Source organism: Pseudomonas sp. TE6288 (assembly GCF_054062095.1).
Genome location: NZ_JBSSEW010000004.1, coordinates 236,296 through 257,871, shown reverse-complemented (window position 1 = coordinate 257,871; position 21,576 = coordinate 236,296). Strand labels below are relative to the sequence as shown.

Annotated in this window: 24 protein-coding genes; 10 read left to right on the top strand and 14 right to left on the bottom strand. The window is 62.5% G+C overall.

The features are described 5' to 3' along the window. The first annotated feature begins 85 nt into the window (after positions 1-85). The 3 genes from ACVWY1_RS06065 to ACVWY1_RS06055 all read left to right on the top strand — a co-directional run bounded on the left by ACVWY1_RS06065 (position 86) and on the right by ACVWY1_RS06055 (position 3,334). Complete coding sequence (locus ACVWY1_RS06065; protein WP_046856390.1) at positions 86-1,336, top strand: lipoprotein-releasing ABC transporter permease subunit; 1,251 nt, start codon at positions 86-88, stop codon at positions 1,334-1,336. 7 nt (positions 1,337-1,343) lie between these two features. Then, entirely contained in the window at positions 1,344-2,027 is a 684-nt protein-coding gene (gene lolD / locus ACVWY1_RS06060) for a lipoprotein-releasing ABC transporter ATP-binding protein LolD (RefSeq protein ID WP_172670900.1), read from the top strand. Positions 2,028-2,089: 62 nt separating this feature from the next. Next, positions 2,090-3,334, top strand: a complete 1,245-nt coding sequence (locus ACVWY1_RS06055) for a lipoprotein-releasing ABC transporter permease subunit (protein ID WP_102683170.1) — start codon at positions 2,090-2,092, stop codon at positions 3,332-3,334. 101 nt (positions 3,335-3,435) lie between these two features. Here the strand turns inward: ACVWY1_RS06055 and ACVWY1_RS06050 are convergent, their stop codons facing one another. Together ACVWY1_RS06050 and ACVWY1_RS06045 are read right to left on the bottom strand one after the other, a co-directional pair. Next, entirely contained in the window at positions 3,436-4,782 is a 1,347-nt protein-coding gene (locus tag ACVWY1_RS06050; protein ID WP_277505578.1) for a heavy metal sensor histidine kinase, read from the bottom strand. After that, positions 4,779-5,459, bottom strand: a complete 681-nt coding sequence (locus tag ACVWY1_RS06045; protein ID WP_102683161.1) for a heavy metal response regulator transcription factor — start codon at positions 5,457-5,459, stop codon at positions 4,779-4,781. The genes ACVWY1_RS06050 and ACVWY1_RS06045 overlap by 4 nt, the downstream gene beginning before the upstream one ends. A 158-nt stretch (positions 5,460-5,617) precedes the next feature. Here ACVWY1_RS06045 and ACVWY1_RS06040 point away from each other — a divergent pair, with 158 nt between their 5' ends. Together ACVWY1_RS06040 and queF are read left to right on the top strand one after the other, a co-directional pair. After that, positions 5,618-6,136 carry a cupredoxin domain-containing protein gene (locus ACVWY1_RS06040; RefSeq protein ID WP_277503330.1) on the top strand — a complete coding sequence of 173 codons (519 nt, stop codon included), beginning with the start codon at positions 5,618-5,620 and terminating at the stop codon, positions 6,134-6,136. A 68-nt stretch (positions 6,137-6,204) separates the two neighbouring features. Next, positions 6,205-7,035 carry an NADPH-dependent 7-cyano-7-deazaguanine reductase QueF gene (gene queF / locus ACVWY1_RS06035; RefSeq protein WP_110698724.1) on the top strand — a complete coding sequence of 277 codons (831 nt, stop codon included), beginning with the start codon at positions 6,205-6,207 and terminating at the stop codon, positions 7,033-7,035. A gap of 32 nt (positions 7,036-7,067) precedes the next feature. On the opposite strand, the gene ACVWY1_RS06030 is transcribed toward queF, so the two are convergent. Together ACVWY1_RS06030 and ACVWY1_RS06025 are read right to left on the bottom strand one after the other, a co-directional pair. Continuing rightward, entirely contained in the window at positions 7,068-7,331 is a 264-nt protein-coding gene (locus ACVWY1_RS06030) for a DUF4404 family protein (protein WP_031315272.1), read from the bottom strand. A 123-nt stretch (positions 7,332-7,454) separates the two neighbouring features. Next, entirely contained in the window at positions 7,455-8,006 is a 552-nt protein-coding gene (locus ACVWY1_RS06025; protein WP_457377963.1) for a phosphonoacetaldehyde phosphonohydrolase-related protein, read from the bottom strand. A gap of 188 nt (positions 8,007-8,194) precedes the next feature. Between ACVWY1_RS06025 and ACVWY1_RS06020 the strand changes: the two genes are divergently transcribed. After that, entirely contained in the window at positions 8,195-8,902 is a 708-nt protein-coding gene (locus ACVWY1_RS06020) for an MlaA family lipoprotein (RefSeq protein WP_139672352.1), read from the top strand. A gap of 48 nt (positions 8,903-8,950) precedes the next feature. Here the strand turns inward: ACVWY1_RS06020 and ACVWY1_RS06015 are convergent, their stop codons facing one another. Continuing rightward, entirely contained in the window at positions 8,951-9,250 is a 300-nt protein-coding gene (locus ACVWY1_RS06015) for a PilZ domain-containing protein (RefSeq protein ID WP_102684498.1), read from the bottom strand. Positions 9,251-9,519: 269 nt separating this feature from the next. Here ACVWY1_RS06015 and rssB point away from each other — a divergent pair, with 269 nt between their 5' ends. Together rssB and rssC are read left to right on the top strand one after the other, a co-directional pair. Further along, entirely contained in the window at positions 9,520-10,704 is a 1,185-nt protein-coding gene (gene rssB, locus ACVWY1_RS06010; protein ID WP_102684499.1) for a two-component system response regulator RssB, read from the top strand. Continuing rightward, positions 10,701-11,183: an anti-sigma factor antagonist RssC gene (gene rssC / locus ACVWY1_RS06005; protein ID WP_023631332.1), complete on the top strand. Its 483-nt coding sequence runs from the start codon at positions 10,701-10,703 to the stop codon at positions 11,181-11,183. The genes rssB and rssC overlap by 4 nt, the downstream gene beginning before the upstream one ends. Positions 11,184-11,212: 29 nt before the next feature. On the opposite strand, the gene ACVWY1_RS06000 is transcribed toward rssC, so the two are convergent. From ACVWY1_RS06000 to dusA, 3 genes are all read right to left on the bottom strand, one after another. Continuing rightward, a complete protein-coding gene (locus tag ACVWY1_RS06000; protein WP_277503334.1) occupies positions 11,213-13,066 on the bottom strand; it encodes an alkaline phosphatase D family protein in 1,854 nt (617 codons plus the stop codon). Positions 13,067-13,257: 191 nt separating this feature from the next. Then, a complete protein-coding gene (tal, locus tag ACVWY1_RS05995; protein ID WP_277503335.1) occupies positions 13,258-14,178 on the bottom strand; it encodes a transaldolase in 921 nt (306 codons plus the stop codon). Between the two features lie 213 nt (positions 14,179-14,391). Continuing rightward, positions 14,392-15,411, bottom strand: a complete 1,020-nt coding sequence (gene dusA, locus ACVWY1_RS05990; protein ID WP_457377962.1) for a tRNA dihydrouridine(20/20a) synthase DusA — start codon at positions 15,409-15,411, stop codon at positions 14,392-14,394. Positions 15,412-15,502: 91 nt separating this feature from the next. Between dusA and ACVWY1_RS05985 the strand changes: the two genes are divergently transcribed. Further along, entirely contained in the window at positions 15,503-16,624 is a 1,122-nt protein-coding gene (locus ACVWY1_RS05985) for a tyrosine-type recombinase/integrase (RefSeq protein WP_457377961.1), read from the top strand. A gap of 347 nt (positions 16,625-16,971) precedes the next feature. Further along, the gene (locus ACVWY1_RS05980; protein WP_457377960.1) at positions 16,972-17,949 is read left to right on the top strand and encodes a DUF4062 domain-containing protein; all 978 of its coding nucleotides are present in this window, start codon (positions 16,972-16,974) and stop codon (positions 17,947-17,949) included. Positions 17,950-18,128: 179 nt separating this feature from the next. On the opposite strand, the gene ACVWY1_RS05975 is transcribed toward ACVWY1_RS05980, so the two are convergent. The 6 genes from ACVWY1_RS05975 to ACVWY1_RS05950 all read right to left on the bottom strand — a co-directional run bounded on the left by ACVWY1_RS05975 (position 18,129) and on the right by ACVWY1_RS05950 (position 21,417). Then, on the bottom strand, positions 18,129-18,404 hold the full coding sequence (locus tag ACVWY1_RS05975) for a pyocin activator PrtN family protein (RefSeq protein ID WP_457377959.1): 276 nt from the start codon (positions 18,402-18,404) through the stop codon (positions 18,129-18,131). Positions 18,405-18,808: 404 nt separating this feature from the next. Then, positions 18,809-19,852: a phosphohydrolase gene (locus ACVWY1_RS05970; RefSeq protein WP_457377958.1), complete on the bottom strand. Its 1,044-nt coding sequence runs from the start codon at positions 19,850-19,852 to the stop codon at positions 18,809-18,811. Beyond that, the gene (locus tag ACVWY1_RS05965; RefSeq protein WP_457377957.1) at positions 19,849-20,094 is read right to left on the bottom strand and encodes an AAA family ATPase; all 246 of its coding nucleotides are present in this window, start codon (positions 20,092-20,094) and stop codon (positions 19,849-19,851) included. Before ACVWY1_RS05965 ends, ACVWY1_RS05970 begins: the two co-directional genes overlap by 4 nt. After that, the gene (locus ACVWY1_RS05960) at positions 20,091-20,582 is read right to left on the bottom strand and encodes a hypothetical protein (protein WP_457377956.1); all 492 of its coding nucleotides are present in this window, start codon (positions 20,580-20,582) and stop codon (positions 20,091-20,093) included. The genes ACVWY1_RS05965 and ACVWY1_RS05960 overlap by 4 nt, the downstream gene beginning before the upstream one ends. Positions 20,583-20,665: 83 nt before the next feature. Continuing rightward, positions 20,666-20,911, bottom strand: a complete 246-nt coding sequence (locus tag ACVWY1_RS05955) for a pyocin activator PrtN family protein (RefSeq protein WP_457377955.1) — start codon at positions 20,909-20,911, stop codon at positions 20,666-20,668. Beyond that, on the bottom strand, positions 20,908-21,417 hold the full coding sequence (locus tag ACVWY1_RS05950; protein WP_457377954.1) for a hypothetical protein: 510 nt from the start codon (positions 21,415-21,417) through the stop codon (positions 20,908-20,910). The genes ACVWY1_RS05955 and ACVWY1_RS05950 overlap by 4 nt, the downstream gene beginning before the upstream one ends. Positions 21,418-21,576 lie beyond the last annotated feature (159 nt).

The window sequence follows — 21,576 nt, the reverse complement described above, 5'->3', positions numbered from 1 at the left end:
CAAGGTTACGGCGGTGGTCCGAGTGTAAAGCCGCCGTAGGCGCCTCGCCACAAGGACGTTCCCTTTCATCCGAACAAGCCCCGACATGTTCAGACCTCTATTCGTATTCATTGGTACGCGCTACACCCGTGCCAAGCGCCGCAATCACTTCGTCTCGTTCATTTCGCTCACCTCGATGATCGGCCTCGCCCTGGGCGTGGTGGTGATGATCGTGGTGCTGTCGGTGATGAACGGGTTCGACCACGAGATGCGTACCCGCGTGCTGGGTATGATCCCCCACGCCACGTTGGAGACCGGTCAGCCGATCGACGACTGGCAGGCCCTCGCCTCTAAAGTAAAGCAGAATCCGCAGGTGCTGGCGGTCGCGCCCTTCACCCAGATGCAGGGCCTGCTGACCCATGAGGGCAAGGTGCAGAAGGTGCTGCTCAACGGCATCGACCCGGCCCGCGAGCGCGAGGTGTCGATCATCGACAAGTTCGTCCTCGACGGCAGCCTCGACAAGCTGGCGCCGGGCGAGTGGGGGATCATGATCGGCGACAAGGCGGCGCAGAAGCTGGGCGTGGCCATCGGCGACAAGCTGACCTTCGTCGCCCCCGAGGTCAGCGTGACCCCGGCGGGGATGTTCCCACGCATGAAGCGATTCACCGTGGTCGGCACCTTCCATGTCGGTGCCGGCGAGATCGACGGCTACCTGGGCCTGACCAACATTGCCGACCTGTCGCGCCTGCATCGCTGGAAGGCCGACCAGGTCCAGGGCGTGCGCCTGAAGTTCGACGACCTGTTCCAGGCCCCCCGCGCCACCTGGGCCATCGCCCAGCAGCTGGGCGAGCAGGAGTACTACCCGCGGGACTGGACCCGCACCCACGGCAACCTGTACCAGGCAATCCGCATGGAGAAATCCATGATTGGCCTGCTGCTGCTGCTGATCGTCGCGGTGGCGGCGTTCAACATCATTTCCACCCTGGTGATGGTGGTCAACGACAAGCGCGGCGACATCGCCATCCTGCGCACCCTGGGTGCCACGCCCGGGCAGATCATGGCCATCTTCATGGTCCAGGGCACGGTGATCGGCGTGGTCGGCACGCTGATCGGCGCGGTGCTGGGCATCCTCGGCGCGCTCAACGTAAGCGCGGCCATCGCCGGCATCGAAGCCCTGATCGGGCACAAGTTCCTCAATGCCGACGTGTACTTCATCGATTACCTGCCGTCGCAGATCCAGGCCCAGGACGTGTACATGGTCTGCGGTGCGGCGCTGGTCCTGAGTTTCTTCGCCACCCTGTACCCGGCCTGGCGCGCCTCGCGCACCCAGCCTGCAGAGGCGCTACGTTATGAGTGAGTCGCGCATGAGTGATAAAGCCGTGTTGAGCTGCCGCAACCTGGGCAAGAGCTACGAGGAAGGCCCGGAGTCGGTGCAGGTGTTGTCTGGGTTGAACCTCGAACTGCACCCGGGCGAGCGGGTGGCCATCGTCGGCAGCTCGGGTTCGGGCAAGAGTACGCTGCTCAACCTGCTGGGCGGTCTCGACACGCCGACGCAGGGCAGTGTCTGGCTGGCCGGCGAAGAGCTGTCGGCACTGGGCGAGCGGGCCCGCGGCCTGCTGCGCAATCGCGCGCTGGGCTTCGTCTACCAGTTCCACCACCTGCTGGCAGAGTTCACCGCCCTGGAGAACGCCTGCATGCCGCTGCTGATCGGCAAGACCCCGATCAGCGAGGCCCGCGAGCGCGCCGAGGCGCTGCTCAAGCGCGTCGGCCTGGGCCACCGCCTCAATCACAAGCCGGCCGAGCTGTCCGGTGGTGAGCGCCAGCGCGTGGCGATTGCCCGCGCCCTGGTCAACCGCCCCGGCCTGGTGATGCTCGACGAGCCCACCGGCAACCTCGACCACCACACCGCCCAGGGTATCCAGGAGCTGATGCGCGAGTTGTCGACCCACTCGCAGACCGCCTTCCTGGTAGTGACCCACGACCTCAACCTGGCGCGCCAGATGGACCGTGTGCTGAGCCTGGAAGACGGGCACCTGGTGGCGATCTGAGTCGCTTGCGCGGGGCCCCGTGAGGCGGCCCCGGTTCTTTTTCTACTTGGGTGTTCCCGTTCATGTTCAGACCCTTGTCCTTGTTCATCGGTGCCCGCTACACCCGTGCCAAGCGCCGCAACCACTTCATCTCGTTCATCTCCATGACCTCGATGATCGGCCTGTCGCTCGGCGTGCTGGCCATGATCACGGTGTTGTCGGTGATGAACGGCTTCCAGCGCGAGATGAGTTCGCGGGTGCTTGGCCTGGTGCCACACGCTGCGATCCTCGGCGCGCAGCCGTTGGACGACTGGCGTACGGTCGCCGCCGCCGCCGAAGGCAATCCGGCGGTGATGGCTGCCGCGCCGATCACCGAGATGGAAGGTATGCTCTCGTACAAGGGGGCGATGCAGCCGATCCAGGTCGCCGGCATCGATCCGACCGAGGAAGGCAAAGTCTCCATCGTCACCCAGCACATCGTCCAGGGCAGCTTGCAGGCATTGGTGCCGGGCGAGTATGGCGTGGTCATCGGTGAATTGACGGCGCGGCGTTTTCGCCTGAACACCGGTGACAAGCTGACCCTGATCGTCCCGGAGATCAGCAAGGAACCGGGCGGCATCACTCCGCGCATGCAGCGCCTCACCGTGGTCGGCATCTTCAAGGTGGGTGCCGAACTGGATGGCTCGCAGGCCTACATTCACGTAGCCGATGCCGGCGAAATGCAGCGCTGGGCGCCGGGCCAGGTGCAGGGCGTGCGCTTGAAGCTGCATGACCTGTATGCCGCGCCACAGGTGTCCAAGGCCATCGCCGCGGGCCTGGGCGAAGGCTACCGCGCCGATGACTGGTCGCACACCCAGGGCAGCCTGTTCAGCGCGATGAAGATGGAAAAGACCATGATCGGCCTGCTGCTGATGATGATCATCGCCGTGGCCGCGTTCAACATCATCGCCACCCTGGTGATGGTGGTGAACGACAAGGGCGCGGACATCGCCATCCTGCGCACCATCGGCGCCACGCCGGCGCAGATCATGGGCACCTTCATGGTCCAGGGCAGCTTGATCGGTATCGTCGGCACCTTGCTTGGCGGAGTGCTGGGGGTGATCCTGGCGCTGAACGTCAGCGCGGTGGTCGGTTGGCTCGAGCGAGTCAGCGGCCAGCATATCTTCACCTCCGACATCTATTTCATCAGCAGCCTGCCGTCGGAGTTGCAATGGGGCGATGTGGCGATCATCTGCGTGGCGGGGCTGGTGATGAGCTTCCTGGCGACGATCTACCCGGCCTACCGCGCCTCGCAGATCGAGCCGGCCATGGCGTTGCGTTACGAGTAAGGCATGGCGCCCCTTTCGCCGGCAAGCCGGCTCCCACAAAGTACAGGCTTGCAAGAGCCCTGTGGGAGCTGGCTTGCCAGCGATGGGCTGTGTAGCAGCCCCTATTCGGACAACTCGATCACAAACCGCGTCCAGCCATCCGCGCACTCTGCCCTGATGCGTCCCCCATGTGCCTGCACGATCGAACGGGTGATCGCCAGTCCTAACCCCGCATGCTCGCTGCTGCCTTCCTGGCGCGCCGGATCCGCCCGGTAGAAGCGGTCGAACAATCGCTCAAGCAGTTGCGGCGCAATCGCCGGCCCGGTGTTGGCCACCACGATGCGCAGCCCAGGCTCCAGGCTTACCCTAATCTCACCCCCGGCGGGGGTGAAGCGCAGGGCGTTGTCCAGCAAGTTCGATAGCGCCCGGCGCAGCATGTGCCGGTCGCCCTTGGCATGGGCCTGGCCCTCACGCAACAAACGCACCTCGGCGTCCTCGGCCAGCGGCGCGTAGTACTCCAGCAACGCATCGGCCTCCGTTGCCAGGTCCAGCGCCTGGCGGCTGGGTATCAGCAGGCCGTGGTCGGCCTTGGCCAGGTAGAGCATGTCGTTGACCAACTGGGCCATCCATTGCAGCTCCTCGAGGTTGCCGTGCAGGGCCTCGCGGTACTCCTCGAGGCTGCGCGGGCGGGTGAGGGTGACCTGGGTGTGGGTCAGCAGGTTGGACAGCGGCGTGCGCAGCTCGTGGGCGATGTCGGCGGAGAATGCCGACAGGCGCTGAAACGCGTCGTCCAGGCGCTGCAGCATGGCGTTGACGGTGCCGGCCAGCTCGGCCAGTTCCTCGGGCATCTCGGCGGCCGGCAAGCGCGTGGTCAGCGAGCCGGCGGTGACGCTGGCGGCCACCTTGCCCATCTGCCGCAGCGGTTTCAGGCCACGGCGTACGGCCCAGGCGCCGAGCAGCGCGGTGGCCAGCGCTGACAGGCCGACGGTGAGCCAGATCAACCGCTGCATGCCTTGCAGGAAGTGCTGGTGGTGGGTGATGTCGAGGAACAGGGTCAGTTGTGGCGAAGCGGGCTGGCCGTCGACCAGTGGCGCGCTGAGGCTGCGGTAATCCACCCCGTGGCTGTGCAGCGTGGCCAGGCCGGTAGGGGTGGGGGCCTGCGGCAGCTCGCCCCGGCTGGCGAACCACGGCTCGCCGTCGGCGCCGCTCACACGCAAGGCCAGGTCGGACTGGTGACTCAGCTCGTTGAGCAGCGCCGGCAGACGCGTGGCCAGTTGCTGCTGGGTGGTGACACCGGCAAGCAGGCTGCTCATCAGCGAAAGCCGGCCACTGAGCAGTTGCTGGTCGAGTTCGACGAAATGCTGCTCGCTGGCGCGGTTGAACAGCAGGCCGGCGCCCAGCGACACGGCCGCGGTGCAGGCGGCGAACAGTAGCGCCAGGCGGCTGCCCAGGGACAGGCGGCGCATCAGTCGTGGCGCTCTTCGAGCACGTAGCCCATGCCGCGCACAGTATGGATCAGCTTGGCGGCATGGCTGTCGTCGATCTTCAGGCGCAAGCGGCGGATGGCCACCTCGATGACGTTGGTGTCGCTGTCGAAATTCATGTCCCACACCTGCGAGGCGATCAGCGACTTGGGCAGCACCTCGCCCTGGCGGCGCAGCAGCAGTTCGAGCAGGGCGAACTCCTTGGCGGTCAGATCGATGCGCTGACCGGCGCGCTCGGCGCGGCGGCGAATCAGGTCCAGGCGCAGGTCGGCCAGGGCCAGGCAGGTATCCTGGCTGGCACTGGCGCCACGGCGCAGCAGGCTGCGTACACGGGCCAGCAGTTCGGAGAAGGCGAAGGGTTTGACCAGGTAGTCGTCGGCGCCCAGCTCCAGGCCGTGCACGCGGTCCTCGACGGCATCGCGGGCGGTGAGGAACAGCACCGGGGTGTCCAGCCCGGCCTGGCGCACCGCCTGGAGGATCTGCCAGCCGTTGCGCCCCGGCAGCATCACGTCGAGGATCAGCAGGTCGTGGTCGCCGCTCAGGGCCAGGTGCTGGCCGGTGTCGCCATCGCTGGCCAGTTCGGTGGCGAAGCCGGCCTCGCTCAGGCCCTGGCTCAGGTACTGGCCGGTCTTGGCCTGGTCTTCGACGATCAGCAGTTTCATGTGTTTACCAACGGTTCGGGCCAACGTGATGCCGAAATGATACGTGACGATCTGGCGGCCTGCCCAAGCTGACAAAGTTGTAATCTTCCCGTCAGCCAGCTGCCAGCCAGCCTTTTAGACAATGGCGCCATCTTCGCTGCATTGATCTGGAGTCACCCATGAAACACCTGTTCCTCACCGCCGCGCTTGCCCTGACCAGCCTGCCCACCTTCGCTGGCGAAGCCAAACCCTTCGCTTTCGGCGAGCCGGCGCCGGCAGCCAAGGCCACCCGCACTGTCGAGGTGGTGCTCAAGGACATCGCCTTCGAACCCAAGAGCATCAAGGTCAAGGCCGGCGAAACCGTACGTTTCGTGCTGGTCAATGAAGGCAAGCTGCCCCACGAGTTCAATCTCGGCGACAAGGCCATGCATGCCGCACATCAAAAGGAAATGGTCGCCATGCAGGGCAAGATCTTTACCGCCAGCATGAATCACGAAGGCATGGACCATGGCCAGATGGACCACAGCCAGATGATGGGCGGCGGCCATGGCCACGACACCGGCAACACCGTGCTGGTGCAGCCTGGCCAGCGCGCGGAGCTGACCTGGACCTTCCGCAAATCGGCACCCATCGAGTTCGCCTGCAACGTGCCGGGCCATTACCAGGCCGGCATGGTCGGGCCGTTGACCATCGAGTGACATCGGCTCCAAGGCGGGGTGCAAAACCGGTAGACTAGGGGCAATTTCGAACCTTCAGGTCAGTTTCCATGCATCCCGCCGCCGAACACTCCCCGCTGGGCAAGTCCAGCGAATACGTCGCCACCTACACCCCCTCGCTGCTGTTCCCCATCCCGCGCCTGGCCAAGTGGGCCGAACTGGGTGTCAGTGGCGACGCGCTGCCGTGGCAGGGCGTGGATTTCTGGAACTGCTTCGAGCTGTCCTGGCTGCTGCCTTCAGGCAAGCCGGTGGTGGCCATCGGCGAGTTCGCCATCCCTTGCGACTCGCCGAACATCATCGAGTCCAAGTCCTTCAAGCTTTACCTCAACTCGTTGAACCAGACCGTGTTCGCTTCGGTGGCCGAGTTGCAGGCCTGTCTGGTAAAAGACCTGTCCGCCGCCGCGGGCAAGCCGGTCGCGGTCAAGGTCAGCACCCTCGCCGAAGTCGAAGGCCAAGGCGTGACTGCCTTGCCGGGGCAGTGCATCGATGCGCTGGATGTGAGCATCAGCAACTACGAGCAGCCGCAGCCTGAACTGCTGCGCTGCGCGGCGGATCGCGTGGTGGAAGAGACCGTGCACAGCCACCTGCTCAAATCCAACTGCCCGGTTACCGGCCAGCCGGACTGGGGCAGCGTGGTGGTGGAATACAAGGGGCGGGCGCTGGACCATGCCAGCCTGCTGACCTACCTGATCAGCTTCCGCCAGCATGCTGACTTCCACGAGCAGTGCGTGGAGCGGATCTACCTGGACCTGAAGAACCTGCTCAAGCCTGAGCACCTGACGGTGTATGCACGGTATGTGCGCCGGGGTGGGCTGGATATCAACCCGTACCGCAGCACCGGGGCGATCAACCCGCAGAACCTGCGGTTGGTGCGGCAGTAATGTAACGGGGCCGCTTCGCGGCCCCGTTGGGTTCAGATCCCCATGCTGTGCAGCGAGTTGGCAATGCTGCGCAGAGTGGCGGTAAGGTCGGGATGTTCGGCCTCGAAGCGTTCGATGGCGAGGTTCACGCCGTCGACGAGGTTGTTGTCCGGGGTGGCTTCCTCAAGCTTCAGCTGGGCCTCGATCTGCCTGGCTTCTTCATGCAGGCTGGCCAGCTCCTCTTCCGAAAGCGGCACATTGCGATCCAGTTGCTCGCGCAGGCTATTCAGGCGCTCTTGCAGTTCGCGGGCAGGCATTGTTCTTACTCCATCAATGACTTGGCAAGGCATGGACCTCAGCGAAGCGGCAAAGGTTCGGGCCTGTCCTCTAGCGTAATCCACCTGCCGACGCTTTGCATGACCCGTATCAACGGGGATGTATCAGGGTTTCTCGCCTTTTTGCCGGCGCTGGGCGATATCCGCGAGGCAGGTGTCGAGGGATTCGAGGTGGTCGATCACCGAGTGCACGCCCAGGCCGAACAGCGCCAGGGTGGCCTTGCCGCGGGCCAACTCCTGTTCCTGCCTGCTCAGCGCCTGCCATTGCGCCGAGCCCTGAGCGCAGGCTGCCAGCCCCACCGTCCACAGGCCGGCGTTGAGCCCCGACTGCAACAGCAGCGGCTCGCCACTGACCAGCACGCAGCCGTCCAGGCGCTGGCTTTGCAAGTTCATCAGCGCCTGCCAGCAGGCATTGGGGGTGGGCCATTTGCTGCCATTGGCGCAGTGGCCCGGCAGCCAGTCGGGCAGCACGCTGCTCAGGCGTTTGCCCAGGGTGGCGCTGAGTTCGTCAAGCCAGATGCACGGCACCTGCTGCGAGCGCAGGCGAAGCAGGGAATCCAGGGCGCCGGGGGCGGGCAGGGGGCCGCTGTCGGTCGCCTGTACCAGGCAGCCGCGCAGGCCGAACAGCACAGCGGTGAAGGCGGGTGCGTCTTGCATGGCAGCGTCCCTAAATAACCCGCAGGCTATCCAGCGATTGTTACCGACGGATGACGGCTACAGTTGTTCACAAATTCTTGACGCTGATATGTAAAACTATCGTTCGGCCAGCAAGCCAGTATACTTGCGCCCTATCGAGCAGCGTGCCAAAGGCCGTTGCCGCCGTGAAATCCGATGGAGAAACATCTATGCGTAGGATCGGTGCCGGAGTGATCGAGCGAGTCACCCAGGCCTGTGTCTGCGCCAGCTTGCTGCTGGCGCCCGTGGCGGCTACTCAGGCGGCCACGGAGGAGGATCCCTGGGAGGCTGTGAACCGGCCGATCTTCAGGTTCAATGACGTCCTCGACACCTATGCCCTCAAGCCGTTGGCGCAGGGTTATCAATACGTCACCCCGCAGTTCCTCGAAGATGGTATCCACAACGTCTTCCGCAACCTGGGTGACGTCACCAACCTGGCCAACAACGTGTTGCAGCTCAAGCCCCGTGCGGCGGGCGTCGACACGGCGCGGCTGATCGTCAACACCACCTTCGGCCTGGGTGGCTTCTTCGACGTCGGCACCAAGATGGGCCTGCAGCGCAACGATGAAGACTTCGGCCAGACCCTCGGCTACTGGGGCGTGCCCAGCGGACCGTACGTGGTCATCCCGTTCCTTGGCCCAAGCACCGTGCGTGACGGCCTGGCCAAGTACCCGGACTCCTACACCGAGCCCTACCGCTACATCGACCATGTGCCGACGCGCAACTCGATCCTCGCCCTGGACGTGATCGATACCCGCGCCAGCCTGCTGTCGGCAGAGAAGCTGATGCAGGGCGACAAATACATCTTCCTGCGCAACGCCTACCTGCAGAACCGCGAGTTCAAGGTCAAGGACGGCGAGGTCGAAGACGACTTCTGACACTGCTTACGCAAAAGGCGACCCTCGGGTCGCCTTTTTCGTAACAGTTCAATGCATGGCCAGGATGCGCAAGCCGAAGCGCTGCGCACCGCCTGGCTGGTCGGCGATCCATACCACTTCGGTGCTGGCATGCAGCCCGGCGAGGGCCGTGTGGTCGGAGTCGATGCGTACCTCAAGGCGGTCGCCTACCTGGAAACGCTGCGGCGCCTGCACCTGCATGCCGGTGCTGGAGAGGTCGATGCACACAGCGCTGATCACCTGGTCGGCCTGCAGCAGCTGGACCTCGGCATCGATACGCATGCGAATGAAATCTCGTTTTTCGCTGTAATCCACGGGGTGCTGGGACATGCTTGCATCCTTTCGTCAGGTTGCGCTGCTCCACATTCTTATAACGCCGGGTGATTTGCCCTGTAAAGTGCAGGGAAGTCTACCTGCCCATGCTTGAAACGCCAGGCGGATGGGAGTACCGTCAGCGCCTTACAGGGCACCTCGCTATTTGCCGGACCAGTCTTCTTGTCCTACAACTCAAGTAGAGAGTGGCTAGAGAGCATTCCAGTAGCCGTCTGTCGTTTCTCCACAGCCGCTACGCCAACCCAAATCTGGCGCCGTTCGCCCACATGCAGAAACCCAGTGCAACGCTGCTGATCATCGATGACGACGAGGTGGTCCGTGCCAGCCTCGCCGCTTATCTGGAAGACAGCGGCTTCAGCGTCCTCCAGGCCGGCAACGGTCAGCAGGGCCTCCAGGTCTTCGAAGCACACCAGCCCGACCTCGTGATCTGCGATCTGCGCATGCCGCAGATGGGCGGCCTCGAACTGATCCGCCGGATCAGCGAGCTCGCGCCGCAGTTGCCGGTGATCGTGGTGTCCGGTGCCGGCGTGATGAGCGACGCGGTCGAAGCCTTGCGCCTGGGCGCGGCGGACTACCTGATCAAGCCCCTGGAAGACTTGGCCGTGCTCGAGCACTCGGTGCGCCGCGCGCTCGACCGATCGCGCCTGGTGCTGGAGAACCAGCGCTACCGCGAGAAGCTCGAAGCCGCCAACCGCGAACTGGAGGCCAGCCTGCACCTGCTGCAGGAGGACCAGACCGCCGGGCGCCAGGTGCAGATGAACATGCTGCCGGAAAACCCCTGGGTGGCCGGCGATTTCGCTTTCGAGCACCAGATCATCCCGTCGCTGTACCTGTCGGGGGATTTCGCCGACTACTTCCGCGTGGACGACCGGCGCATTGCCTTCTACCTGGCGGACGTGTCTGGCCATGGTGCCTCGTCGGCGTTCGTCACGGTGCTGCTCAAGTTCATGACCACGCGCTTGCTGTTCGAATTCAAGCGTGGCGGCAAGATGCGTGAGTTCAAGCCTTCGCAGGTGCTCAGCCACATCAACCGTGGTCTGATCAACTGCAAGCTGGGCAAGCATGTGACCATGGTCGGTGGGGTCATCGACGAGGACACCGGCCTGCTCACCTACAGCGTCGGCGGCCACTTGCCGCTGCCGGTGCTGTATACCCCGGGCCAGGCCCGCTACCTTGAAGGCCGTGGCCTGCCGGTGGGGTTGTTCGACGAGGCCAGCTACCAGGACCTGGTGCTGGAACTGCCAGCGCAGTTCAGCCTCACCCTGATGTCCGATGGCATTCTGGACCTTTTGCCCGGGGACACACTCAAAGATAAGGAAGCTGCCTTGCCGGAAATCGTCAAGGCGGCGGGGGGCAGCCTGGAGGGGCTGCGCCAACGATTCGAATTGGCTACGCTTGGGGAGATGCCGGATGATATCGCCCTATTGGTGTTGAGCAGGAACCTTGAATGAGTACTGGTAGAATCCAGTTCGCCGAGCAAAGCGGGACCTTCGTTCTGAAATTTGTCGGTGAAGTGCGCCTGACCCTGTGTTCGGCACTGGATGCGACGATCGAGAAGATCTTCACCGCGCTGAACTTCTCGGCCATCGTCATCGACCTGACCGAAACCGAAAGCATCGACAGCACTACCCTGGGCCTGCTGGCCAAGCTGTCGATCCTGTCCCGGCAAAAGGTCGGCCTGTTGCCGACCGTGGTTACCACCAATCCGGACATTTCCCGGTTGCTGCAGTCCATGGGCTTCGATCAGGTGTTCAACATCGTCGACCGCCCGGTGCCGTGCCCGGAGTGCCTGACCGACCTGCCTTCCCAGGACCAGGACGAGAGCGTGGTGCGCTCCAAGGTGCTGGAGGCGCACAAGATTCTCATGGGCTTGAACGACTCCAACCGCGAGGCGTTCCATGACCTGGTGAGCGCGCTGGAAAGATCCTGACCCCATCGCGGGCTTGCCCCGCGATGGCTTCAGTCCTTGATGAACGCCGTAGCCGGCGAACCGTCGGCATTCAATTGATACACCCGCGCCGGCCGCCCCTGGTCATCGAAGAACACCTGCCCCAGCCCCGCGCTGTTCCACAGCCGTTCCCCGGCCTTGCTGCGGCTGGGCGTACGCGGCACCACTTCCATCTGCCGACGCTTGGTAAACCAGTTGAGTGGCGAGCGCGGCGAATACAGCCAGCGGTTGAGCCGGTCGAGCACATCCAGCAGGCGCCGGGGGAACTCGTTCTTGATCCCGCTGCTGGTCACCTGCCACAAGTGCGGGCTGCGCTGGCGATGGCGGATCAGCACTTCGTAGACGAATGAGTAGTGCACATCGCCCGACAGCACCACGTAATGCCCCGGCGTGCGCGAGTGGCGGAAGATATTGAGCACCACCTGCGCCGCGCCCCGGTGCGCCATCCAGTTCTCGGCATCGACCAGTAACGGGTAGCCCAGGGCGCTGAACACCCGTTGCACGGTCTCGATCAGCTTGACCCCGAAGATCGGTGCCGGCGACACGATGATCGCCGAGGGGTGATCGAGCAGCGCCTGCTGCAGCTCGCTCAGTGCCTCCCAATCGAGCAAGCCCGAAGGTTTGGCCAGATTGCGCTCGCTGCGCCAGCGCCGGGTGCGGGTGTCCAGCACCAGCAGCGGCGGGTTGCTCGGCAGCGCGTATTGCCAGCCCTGGAAGCGCAGCAGTTCGCCAATCAGTTCATCTCGCGCCTCACCCACCTGCCGGCACTGTCGGGCCAGCGCCGCGCAGCCGTCCGGGTCGTTGCCCCAGCCCTGGCACAGCAGGTAGCCGAGCAGGGCGTTGCCGATGATCCGCCGCGAGAACGGATGGCCGTAGGCGGTCTGTTCCCACTGCGCCGACAGGTTCCAGTCATCGGTGATGTCGTGGTCGTCGAAGATCATCAGGCAGGGCAGGTGGGCCATGACCCGCGCCACCTGGCCTAGGCCGTCGCGAAAGGCCTCGATCAGCGGCAGCTCGTGGCGGTAGCGGGCCTGGCGCTTGTCGGTGAGGCCGGGTGGCATCTGCATGCCCACCAGCGACCAGGGCAGCGGCGACCAGACCAGCAGGTACATGGCCATGACTTCGGCGAAGGTCACCAGGTGGTTGTCGGCGTTGCTGGAGGAGAAGATCGGCTTGCGCTTGCCGCCGAAGAAGCGCTCACGCAGGGTCTCGTTGCCTTCCTGGGCCGGCAGCAGGTCGGCGCGGTGGTAATAGCAGGCTGGGTGCTGGTAGAGCGCGGCGCCGCTGTCGACCAGGGCGCCGTCCAGTGCCTCGTCGAACAGCCCCAGGCGCTCGATCAACCCGTGGATGGCACGCAGCATGGGGCCAGCGACATCGTCGGTATAGACCTGGTCGCCGCTCATCAACAGTACGGCGGGGCGCTCCTCGGGGCGCGGGCCGGTGGCCAGCAGGCGGTCGGCGCACAGCAGGCCGTCGGCGGCCGGGTGATGAGGCTTGCGGCAGGAGCCGTGGAGCACTTGGTCGAGGCGCTGGCGTAGCACGAAGCTGGGGCGGCTGGCGCCGGGGTAGAGCAGGTGCGGGGCCCAGTCGGCGATGCCCTGGCCGTTGGCCAGGCGCAGGTCGTATTCGAGCGCCACGTCGCTGGGTAGCGGCTGCTCGAAGTGGATATCCAGCAGGTGGATGAAGGCGTGGGTACCGACCGGGATCATCTCGCAGTGCACAGTGGCGCCGATGCCGGCCTGATCCAGGAGAAATTCGGCTTGCAGCGGTTGCGAGCCGACCAGCCAGATGGCCAGGCGTTGGGGTTCCAGGCGACGGAGGATGGGGCCGGCGAGGACAAGAGGGAGTGAAGCGGTGGCGGGCATGGATGGCTCAGGTTCGTGTGATGCTGATGGCCCTATCGCGGGGCAAGCCCGCTCCCACAGGGAATGCGTTATTTTCATCGGGGGAGCGGGCTTGCCCCGCGATGGCGTCATCGGCCACCCCAACGAAAAACGGGCGGGAAATGCTCTGCATTAACCGCCCGTCGATCAAGCCGAAGATGTATCAGGCTTTGTCAGCCAGCCATCAGCGCTTCCAGCTTCTCCTGGTCGCGGGCGAACTGGCGGATGCCTTCAGCCAGCTTCTCGGTGGCCATGGCGTCTTCGTTCATCGCCCAGCGGAACTGGCTCTCGTTCAACTGCAGCTTCGCCTCGCCAGCATTGCCCGGCTTGAGGATGCGCGGCAGCGCGCCTTGATCGTCCGACAGCTGCTGCAGCAGCTCGGGGCTGATGGTCAGGCGATCGCAGCCGGCCAGCTGTTCGATCTGGCCAATATTGCGGAAGCTCGCGCCCATGACCACGGTGTTGTAGCCGTTGGTCTTGTAGTAGTCGTAGATGCGCGTGACCGATACCACGCCCGGGTCCTCGGCGCCGACGTATTCCTTGCCGGTGCTCTTCTTGTACCAGTCGTAGATGCGCCCCACGAACGGCGAGATCAGGAACACCCCGGCGTCGGCGCAGGCCTGGGCCTGGGCGAAGGAGAACAGCAGGGTGAGGTTGGTCTGGATGCCTTCCTTCTCCAGCTTCTCGGCGGCGCGGATGCCTTCCCAGGTGGAGGCCAGCTTGATCAGCACGCGGTCTTTCGGCACACCGGCGGCTTCATACAGCTCGATCAGCTGACGGGCCTTTTTCAGCAGCGCCGGCTCGTCGAACGACAGCCGCGCGTCTACCTCGGTGGAGATGCGCCCTGGAATGACTTTGAGAATGCCCGAGCCCACCGACACGGCGAACTTGTCGCAGGCCAGGTCGACATTGCCCTTGGCGTCGGCCTTGACCTGCTTGAGCAGGTCGGCGTAGCCCGGGATGGCCGCGGCCTTGAGCAGCAGCGACGGGTTGGTGGTGGCGTCGACCGGCTTGAGTCGGGTGATGGCGTCCAGGTCGCCGGTGTCGGCGACCACGGTGGTGAACTGCTTGAGTTGTTCCAGCTTGGAGGTCATGGGCGTGCTCTGTCCTGTGCAATGACTCGACATTACCCGAGCCCCGACAGCCACTCAAGGCCCGTCGCAGGCGTATCGGGAAAGCCCTCGCAGGCAACACGATCCTTCTGTAGGCGCGCGCTTGCCCGCATTAGGCTGCAAAGCAGCCCCGGCTCACGCCGGGCCTGCAGCAAAAGGCATTGCCTTCGAGTGCCAACCCCGCCCCAGGTTCCCTCAGCGCCCCTGCAGCAGCTCGGCGGCCTGGTCCAGCACCTTCAGCGGCTCGCTGGCCTTGTGAATGTCCGCCGACAGCAACTGGCGGAAGCGCCGCGCCCCCGGGAAGCCCTGGCCCAGCCCGAGGATATGCCGGGTGATGTGGTGCATCGCGCCGCCGCTTTGCATATGCGCGACGATGTACGGGCGCAGCTTTTCAATAGCTTCGGCCCGGCTGACCACCGGCGCCGCGCTGCCGAACAGCTGCTGGTCGACCTCGGCCAGCAGGTACGGGTTGTGGTACGCCTCGCGCCCCAGCATCACGCCATCGAAGGTCTGCAGGTGGGTGCGGCACTCGTCGAGGGTCTTGATGCCGCCATTGAGCACCAGTTCCAGGTCCGCGAAGTCGGCCTTCAACTGCGCCGCCACGTCGTAGCGCAGCGGTGGGATCTCGCGGTTTTCCTTGGGCGACAGCCCTTCGAGGATGGCGATGCGCGCATGCACGGTGAAGCTGCGGCACCCGGCGTCGCGTACCTGGCCGACGAAGTCGCACAACTCGGCATAGCTGTCGCGGCCGTTGATGCCGATGCGGTGCTTGACCGTTACCGGAATGCTGACCGCGTCCTGCATGGCCTTGACGCAATCGGCCACCAGCGCCGGGTGGCCCATCAGGCAGGCGCCGATCATGTTGTTCTGCACCCGGTCGCTGGGGCAGCCGACGTTGAGGTTGACCTCGTCGTAGCCGGCGTCCTCGGCCAGACGAGCGCAGGCGGCCAGGTCCGCCGGCACGCTGCCGCCCAGTTGCAAGGCCAGCGGGTGCTCGGAGTCGTCATGGCGCAGGAAACGCTGGGCGTCGTTGTGCAGCAGGGCGCCGGTGGTGACCATTTCGGTGTAGAGCAGGGCGTGCTGGGAGAGCAGGCGCAGGAAGAAGCGGCAGTGGCGGTCTGTCCAGTCCATCATCGGCGCCACGGAGAAACGGCGGGATGGCTCGTGGCGCGTGGTTTCTGGCTTGGAGTCTGATTTTGCGGTGTATTCGTTCAACGTGTTTTGTACCGATTTTCGGGGTTTTGGGGCGTTTCTACCAAGCGCTTGGTACAATGTACCAATCGAATCAGGACGTGTACCAATTCTCATGGCAACGATCAGACCCCGCAAGAAGGCCGACGGCACCATCAGCTACACAGCTCAGATCCGCATCAACCGTGACAAGGTGACAGTCTACCAAGAGAGCCAGACGTTCGCCCGCAAACAGGCGGCGGTGGCCTGGGCGAAGCGACGGGAGACGGAGCTGGCAGAGCCGGGAGCGATCGAGCGCGCGACCCGGGTAGGGCACACGGTCAAGCAAATGATCGAGCGCTACCTAGTGGAAGCCGAGAAAGCCCGGCCGCTGGGCGAGACGAAGCGGCGCTCGTTGAATGCCATCAAGAACAGTTACCTGGGTGAGATCGCGGACTCCGATATCACCCAGCAGGTACTGGTGGACTATGCGCTGTGGCGCATGGGTCTAGAAGGGGGAGGAGTCAAGCCGCAGACGGTTGGCAATGACCTGGCACATCTGGGATCGGTGTTGTCGCTGGCCAGGGCCGCCTGGGGCTACGAGATCGATCCACAAGCAATGCCTGATGCGCGTCTTGTACTGAAGAAGTTCGGTTACAACATGAGGAGCCGTGAACGGGATCGGCGGCCGACGTTGGATGAGCTCGATAAAGTGCTGGAGCACTTCTTCAAGATGCTGGATCGGCGGCCCAGCGTGATCCACATGCCGAAGGTGGTGGCATTCGCGATTTATTCAACGCGGCGTATGGATGAGATCACCCGCATTCTTTGGGAGGATCTGGATGAGCACCGGCAGGCCGTGAAGGTGCGGGACATGAAGAACCCTGGCCAGAAGATTGGTAATGATGTCTGGTGTTACTTGCCGGATGAGGCATGGAGCATTGTGCAGAGTATGCCGCGAGAGTGCGCTGAGATTTTTCCGTATAACACAGATTCGATTGGTACAGCTTGGTCCAAGGCGTGCAAGATGACGGGTATTGAGGGCCTGCACTTCCATGACTTGCGTCACGAGGGTGTAAGCCGGTTGTTTGAGATGGACTGGGATATCCCCAGAGTGTCGAGTGTTTCCGGTCATCGTGACTGGAATTCGCTGCGGCGTTACACCCATCTGCGCGGGCGGGGCGATCTATATAAAGACTGGAATTGGTTAGAACGGATAATCCGGGCGCCGGTTATCCTTGGGGCCCGGGTTGGCTAGGAGGCCGGGCAATACACTGCGTCTCCCTCTACCGAATGTTCAGCTGACGGGGCATCGGTCATGATCGTCGCACTGCATGGGATAGAGCGGCAGAGATTTACCTCGATCTACCTTCCTGCGGTACGCCTCTTTAGGTCGGTAGCGGGTGGCTACGTCTGCGGCCTTCGACCGGTAGCGGTGCTCATAGCCGTCAGTTAGCGGGCAGCGGCAGGCGTCGTGTGAAGTACAAACGCAGCCAATACTTGCCTGCTCCTACCTGCTCTTGAAAGCAGAAAACGAATTCGTTAGACATGCCAGTGTTTTTTAGATAGCTTGCGTCCATCAATGGATATGATTTTGGTGGTCAAATGAAGCGCAAGCTACAGGTTTTTATTTCCAGTACTTATCTTGATTTGATGGAAGAGCGCCAGGCGGCAGTTAGTGCAATATTAAAAGCTGGGCATATCCCTGCGGGTATGGAGCTTTTCACTGCAGGCGATCGCTCTCAGCTTGATACAATCAACTCGTGGATAGATGAGTCTGATGTGTATATGCTGATTCTTGGAGGGCGCTATGGTGCTGTAGAGCCATTGTCTAATATCAGTTATACAGAGCTCGAGTTTGATTATGCGGCATCTCAGAACAAGCCTATGTTTGCAGTTGTAATTAAGGAAGATGCACTAGAGAAAAAAATTAGAGCCCATGGTACGAGCCATTCAGAGAAAGAGAACCCCAAAGAGCTTAAGCTGTTTCGCGAGAAGGTTCTTACTCGAATTTCGTCATTCTTCGAGGATGTGAAGGATATTAAACTTTGCGTGCATGAAAGTCTGGCAGGTTATTCAGCTAACAGGGAGCTTTCTGGCTGGGTTTCTGGAAATGAGATTGTAGACTCTAAACCTCTGATTGAGGAAATAAACAAGCTGTCTGGTGAGAATACTGAGCTAAAAGCAAAGATTAATCAGCTTGAGCACCGTTTGGCGGCTGCACCTGCACCTTCAAAAGCTGACTCTGAAAAATTTGTCGAGCTTGAGAGTATCCTTGAGAAAACATTGGTCACCCTCCCCAAAGCACTTGCTGGGCAGGATAAAGATGTTGAAATAACGTTGTTGAAAGCCTTTGATGTAGCTCAAGAAGATCTTGTAGTCGGGGTCACTAATTCGATGGGGATGAGTGACTACCAACAGTTTATTTTTTTCAATATAAGCCCAAAGCTGCAGATTCACGGCTTAGTAGATAATGAAAAGGTTTCGGGTGTGCAGTATCGTCGCGCCTATGTAACCCCCTTAGGGTTAAGTTTTTTGGCATATTTGAAAAAGTCAAAGATGGAAGCTGTATGTGATAGTTAAATTGGTGAGTTGGAGCGAGGTGTTTTCGGCTTTTGCTTGCTGCTTTGTAGTTGTAAGTGTCTGGAAGTGGTCGATAGCCGTCGTTCTTTGACGGCTATCGATTCAGGGGCTCAGGGCGGACGCGGCTAAAAGGATTCGATGTCCAGTGCGGACGACATCATAGATCAAAGAGCCGCTATTTAGGTTGCCCTTAGTGTCTTGTTCAATTGTGCACACTCTTTGCGCGCAGCATCCCGCCGCTGATCTAGGTAGAGAGCCAGATCGGCAATGTGGATGCCTCGGGCGCTCTTTTGGCTCGGTTCAAGTCGGGTGATGGGCAGCTTGATTTCACCTGCCAAAACCTTGCGTTGGAATACGAGCGGAGTGAGGTGCGTGAAGTAGTCAGCGCAGACTTGCTCAAGCGAAATGATCGCCATGGCGTTGTATTGCGCCATTAGCACGAAGGCGGTGTTCATGCTTGGTTCTCCTGACAGGCTTGAGTCGGGCGATCTACAGTCTTGGTATTTATGCTGCTAGTCGGATGAGTTTTGTAGTCGGGCTTGCAGCCCTCCGCTTCGTCGAGGCTGCGGCGAGGCGCTGCGCCTGCGCGGGGGAGGCCTGCGAGCAGGATGCTGCTCTCGGGCTTATAAGCCTCGGCCCTTACCTCGCGGTAACTCTGTGTGGTAGTCACAGCGAATACCTCTCATGGGCGCGGCGGGCGCTCGGGCTCAGGGCTAGGTGCTCGTAGCCGGTCATTTTGTTAACAGTCGGTAACGTGCCTTTCTGCTTGTTTACAGGCGCAGGCTGATGCAGCTGGATCAGCGCTGCGATGAGTGCGCACGCCAGGATCAAGCTGATCAGTTGCCAAGTGCGTGTTGGATTAGACATCGATGCGGCCCTCACGAACATGGCTGCGAGCAAGTTCGAAAAGCTCGTCGTCGGATACTGGTTCGAGGTGCTGCTCGCCATTCTGTACGGCCTCCCGGCGGGTGCGGTACAGCCCTGCCTGGCCGAGCCAAGCAACGGCGCCGTCCTCTGCGTCCGACGTTGGGGCTTGATTGGCTTTGGCTCCGCTTACCAGTTCGTGATTGAACGGCAGCTTGAAGCCCGCCGCGTTGCGGTGCCCGCCGCCGCCGTACTGTTTGGCGATCTCGCTTACGTCCATGCTCTCGGTGGTGCTGCGCAGGGAGAAGTAACGGTGGTCGGTGGCGTCCTGGTAGCAGGCAGCAAACTTCTCGCCTTGAGCCATCAGGTGACCGGCATCACTGGCGTGGATATGGGGCAGGTTCGCCACTGGCACATCATGACCGGCAATGATCATCCGGCGCTTACTGCTGGCTACCAGGTCGGTTACGTCCTTGTGATGCTTCCGGTTGATGGCCGTTCCGGCCGCGATGGCGGCACTCATAGGCTGCTGCATCAGCTCATCCCAGGTCTCGAAGTCCTGTGGGTAGCTGAACAGGTTGGCAAGGATCTCGCGGGTGCCGTCCAGCTTGAAGCGCCAGAGGTCGCGATCCTCAATGTGGTTGATCAACGGCGGGCGCTGGAGCTCGGGGAAGAAGAAGTCCCAGGCGATGCTAGCGCCGCTGCGGTTCATGTCGAACACGGCGCTCAGCTTGGGCGAGTCATACGCCCAGGCATGGAAGTGGAGCGGGGCGCGCGCCAGTTCGGACAGGGCCTCGGCTGCGGTTTTGTGGTGGTCGAGCACCAGTAAAGCGGAGGCTTGCTGGGCCATCGCCTGGAGCACTTCCATGGGGAAGGAAAAGTCGACGATGATCACGATGCGACCGGTCACATCCGGGGCAGTCATGCCGTAGTGTCCGGCAAGAAACTCGACATTCTCTGCGCCCAAGCCGCGGCGTACAGTCCAAGCGGCGCCAAAGCCATCGGCGCAGTTGCCGTGATAGATGCAGAGCGTCTTCATGCTGCGTCACCTCCGTGTTGGACGATCTGCATGGCCTGGTCGAAAGTCATCCTCCGCCCTTTGAAATGCCAGTTAGTCACGCATGCGTTGGTCAGTACTAGGGTGTCCAGAAGTGCTACTGCTGCTCCGGGCTCCCAGTTGTCGTGGATGTTGCTGAGGCCCAGGGCCTTGGCGATCGCGGGGGCTTGAGTGGTCTTACCGCACCCTTGGGGGCCAATCACGAGTACGCTCTTGGTGCTCATGCTGCGGCCTCCGTGGTGGCTGCCGGTGTTGCACGCAGGTGGGAATGAACTCGCTTGGCGAGGTTGTCTATGGCGGTGGCTTGTTCGGCGGCGCGGGCGGCTTGTGGGGCCGCCATCAGGGCGCTCATCGTGCGTTGGGCCAGGCGTAGCATCTCAGCCGTGCCGAGTAGCTTGTCGTAGTCTGCTCTGGTCACCGGCATGCCTGTGTAGGACATGATCAGTTCTTCAAGCTCCGTGATGGTTCGCTTGAGGGACGCCACAGCCAGATGGTGCTTACGCTGGTCTGCCTCGGTCTGGACGCGGGCTTCGTCCAGCTCCTCTCGGAGGGTCTTGAGCTGCAGCTTCAGATCGGCTCTATGATGTTCCTTGCCGATTTCCACGCCACGACTGAAGGCGCGGCTGCGAGCCTTCGTGAACAAGTACGGCGCGACAATCAAGGTGACAAGCCAAAGAATCCCCACAGCGAGGACTTGCTGATGTGGTTGCATATGGTGTGCTCCAAATTGACCCGCCACCGTGGATTTGAGAGCCGGTGGCGGGCTGTTGCCCCTGATGGCCGGGGCCGCCTGGTTCACGCGATTTGCGAGTCTTGTTGCGCCTGACGGTCGAGGTATTGAGCGAGGTCGTGCAGGTAGATCACGTGGGGCGCCTTCGCTGAGTTGTGCAGCTTTTTCAACGTCAGCGGGATCGCCCCTTTGTTGATCAGCTCTCTGAGTCGTCTGTCCGAGCCTATGTGCGGGAAGTAGCGCTCCCGCACGGCGGACAACGTAGGGCAGGGCGTCGCCCATTCACTGCGCAGTTGTTCCAGGGTGCTCATGTGCGCTCCCCAAGCCCCTCATGGCCGGGCTTGAGCTTTGCGCGCAGGGCATCAGCGAGTTGCTTTTTGCTCGAGGCGGTAACCGCTGCGCAGACCTCGCCCTGGTCATTGGTTACAACTGCGCCGAAGGGCAGCGCATGGTTGACGGTGTTGATCACATACGCGATCTGGCCGACGAGTAGGACCTCATCCACGCTGTCTTGCGCCTCCAGCAGGGCGAGAGCCTCTTCCGACATTGCGCCGGAGTCAGCTCGGCCATTAGCCAGATCCTGCAGGAAGTCGCGTAAGGACTGGCACTTGGTGGCCAGCCTGCGGGGAAGGGATAGGGAGCTGGTGAGCGGCCCCATCGTCACCTTGATGTGGTGAGTGGTGCTGTCATTTTCGACGTAGACCTGCGCGTCCAGCGATGTCTCGGGGCGCTGGAGTTTGCACGTCGCGGTGCCGCCGTGCTCCAGCGTGCGCTCCAGCACCATGATCCGACTCAAAGGGATAGTGAACTCGCTCATTCAACACCCCCTAGAACGGGAATGGCCTGAGCGTTGCCACGTGGGGTGGCCACGATATGGAGACCTGTTCGGAGCTGGAATGCCACCAGTTGGGCGGGGCGGTTGCAGGTCATTGGGTGCAAGTAGACCTTGCACGGAGGTGTGCGCTGTGCGTTTGGC

Coding starts and splice junctions, on each gene's coding strand:
- ACVWY1_RS06065 (WP_046856390.1), top strand. CDS start 86: ATGTTCAGACCTCTATTCGTATTCATTGGTACGCGCTACACCCGTGCC.
- lolD (WP_172670900.1), top strand. CDS start 1,344: ATGAGTGATAAAGCCGTGTTGAGCTGCCGCAACCTGGGCAAGAGCTAC.
- ACVWY1_RS06055 (WP_102683170.1), top strand. CDS start 2,090: ATGTTCAGACCCTTGTCCTTGTTCATCGGTGCCCGCTACACCCGTGCC.
- ACVWY1_RS06045 (WP_102683161.1), bottom strand. CDS start 5,459: ATGAAACTGCTGATCGTCGAAGACCAGGCCAAGACCGGCCAGTACCTG.
- ACVWY1_RS06040 (WP_277503330.1), top strand. CDS start 5,618: ATGAAACACCTGTTCCTCACCGCCGCGCTTGCCCTGACCAGCCTGCCC.
- queF (WP_110698724.1), top strand. CDS start 6,205: ATGCATCCCGCCGCCGAACACTCCCCGCTGGGCAAGTCCAGCGAATAC.
- ACVWY1_RS06030 (WP_031315272.1), bottom strand. CDS start 7,331: ATGCCTGCCCGCGAACTGCAAGAGCGCCTGAATAGCCTGCGCGAGCAA.
- ACVWY1_RS06025 (WP_457377963.1), bottom strand. CDS start 8,006: ATGCAAGACGCACCCGCCTTCACCGCTGTGCTGTTCGGCCTGCGCGGC.
- ACVWY1_RS06020 (WP_139672352.1), top strand. CDS start 8,195: ATGCGTAGGATCGGTGCCGGAGTGATCGAGCGAGTCACCCAGGCCTGT.
- ACVWY1_RS06015 (WP_102684498.1), bottom strand. CDS start 9,250: ATGTCCCAGCACCCCGTGGATTACAGCGAAAAACGAGATTTCATTCGC.
- rssB (WP_102684499.1), top strand. CDS start 9,520: ATGCAGAAACCCAGTGCAACGCTGCTGATCATCGATGACGACGAGGTG.
- rssC (WP_023631332.1), top strand. CDS start 10,701: ATGAGTACTGGTAGAATCCAGTTCGCCGAGCAAAGCGGGACCTTCGTT.
- ACVWY1_RS06000 (WP_277503334.1), bottom strand. CDS start 13,066: ATGCCCGCCACCGCTTCACTCCCTCTTGTCCTCGCCGGCCCCATCCTC.
- tal (WP_277503335.1), bottom strand. CDS start 14,178: ATGACCTCCAAGCTGGAACAACTCAAGCAGTTCACCACCGTGGTCGCC.
- ACVWY1_RS05985 (WP_457377961.1), top strand. CDS start 15,503: ATGGCAACGATCAGACCCCGCAAGAAGGCCGACGGCACCATCAGCTAC.
- ACVWY1_RS05980 (WP_457377960.1), top strand. CDS start 16,972: ATGAAGCGCAAGCTACAGGTTTTTATTTCCAGTACTTATCTTGATTTG.
- ACVWY1_RS05975 (WP_457377959.1), bottom strand. CDS start 18,404: ATGAACACCGCCTTCGTGCTAATGGCGCAATACAACGCCATGGCGATC.
- ACVWY1_RS05970 (WP_457377958.1), bottom strand. CDS start 19,852: ATGAAGACGCTCTGCATCTATCACGGCAACTGCGCCGATGGCTTTGGC.
- ACVWY1_RS05965 (WP_457377957.1), bottom strand. CDS start 20,094: ATGAGCACCAAGAGCGTACTCGTGATTGGCCCCCAAGGGTGCGGTAAG.
- ACVWY1_RS05960 (WP_457377956.1), bottom strand. CDS start 20,582: ATGCAACCACATCAGCAAGTCCTCGCTGTGGGGATTCTTTGGCTTGTC.
- ACVWY1_RS05955 (WP_457377955.1), bottom strand. CDS start 20,911: ATGAGCACCCTGGAACAACTGCGCAGTGAATGGGCGACGCCCTGCCCT.
- ACVWY1_RS05950 (WP_457377954.1), bottom strand. CDS start 21,417: ATGAGCGAGTTCACTATCCCTTTGAGTCGGATCATGGTGCTGGAGCGC.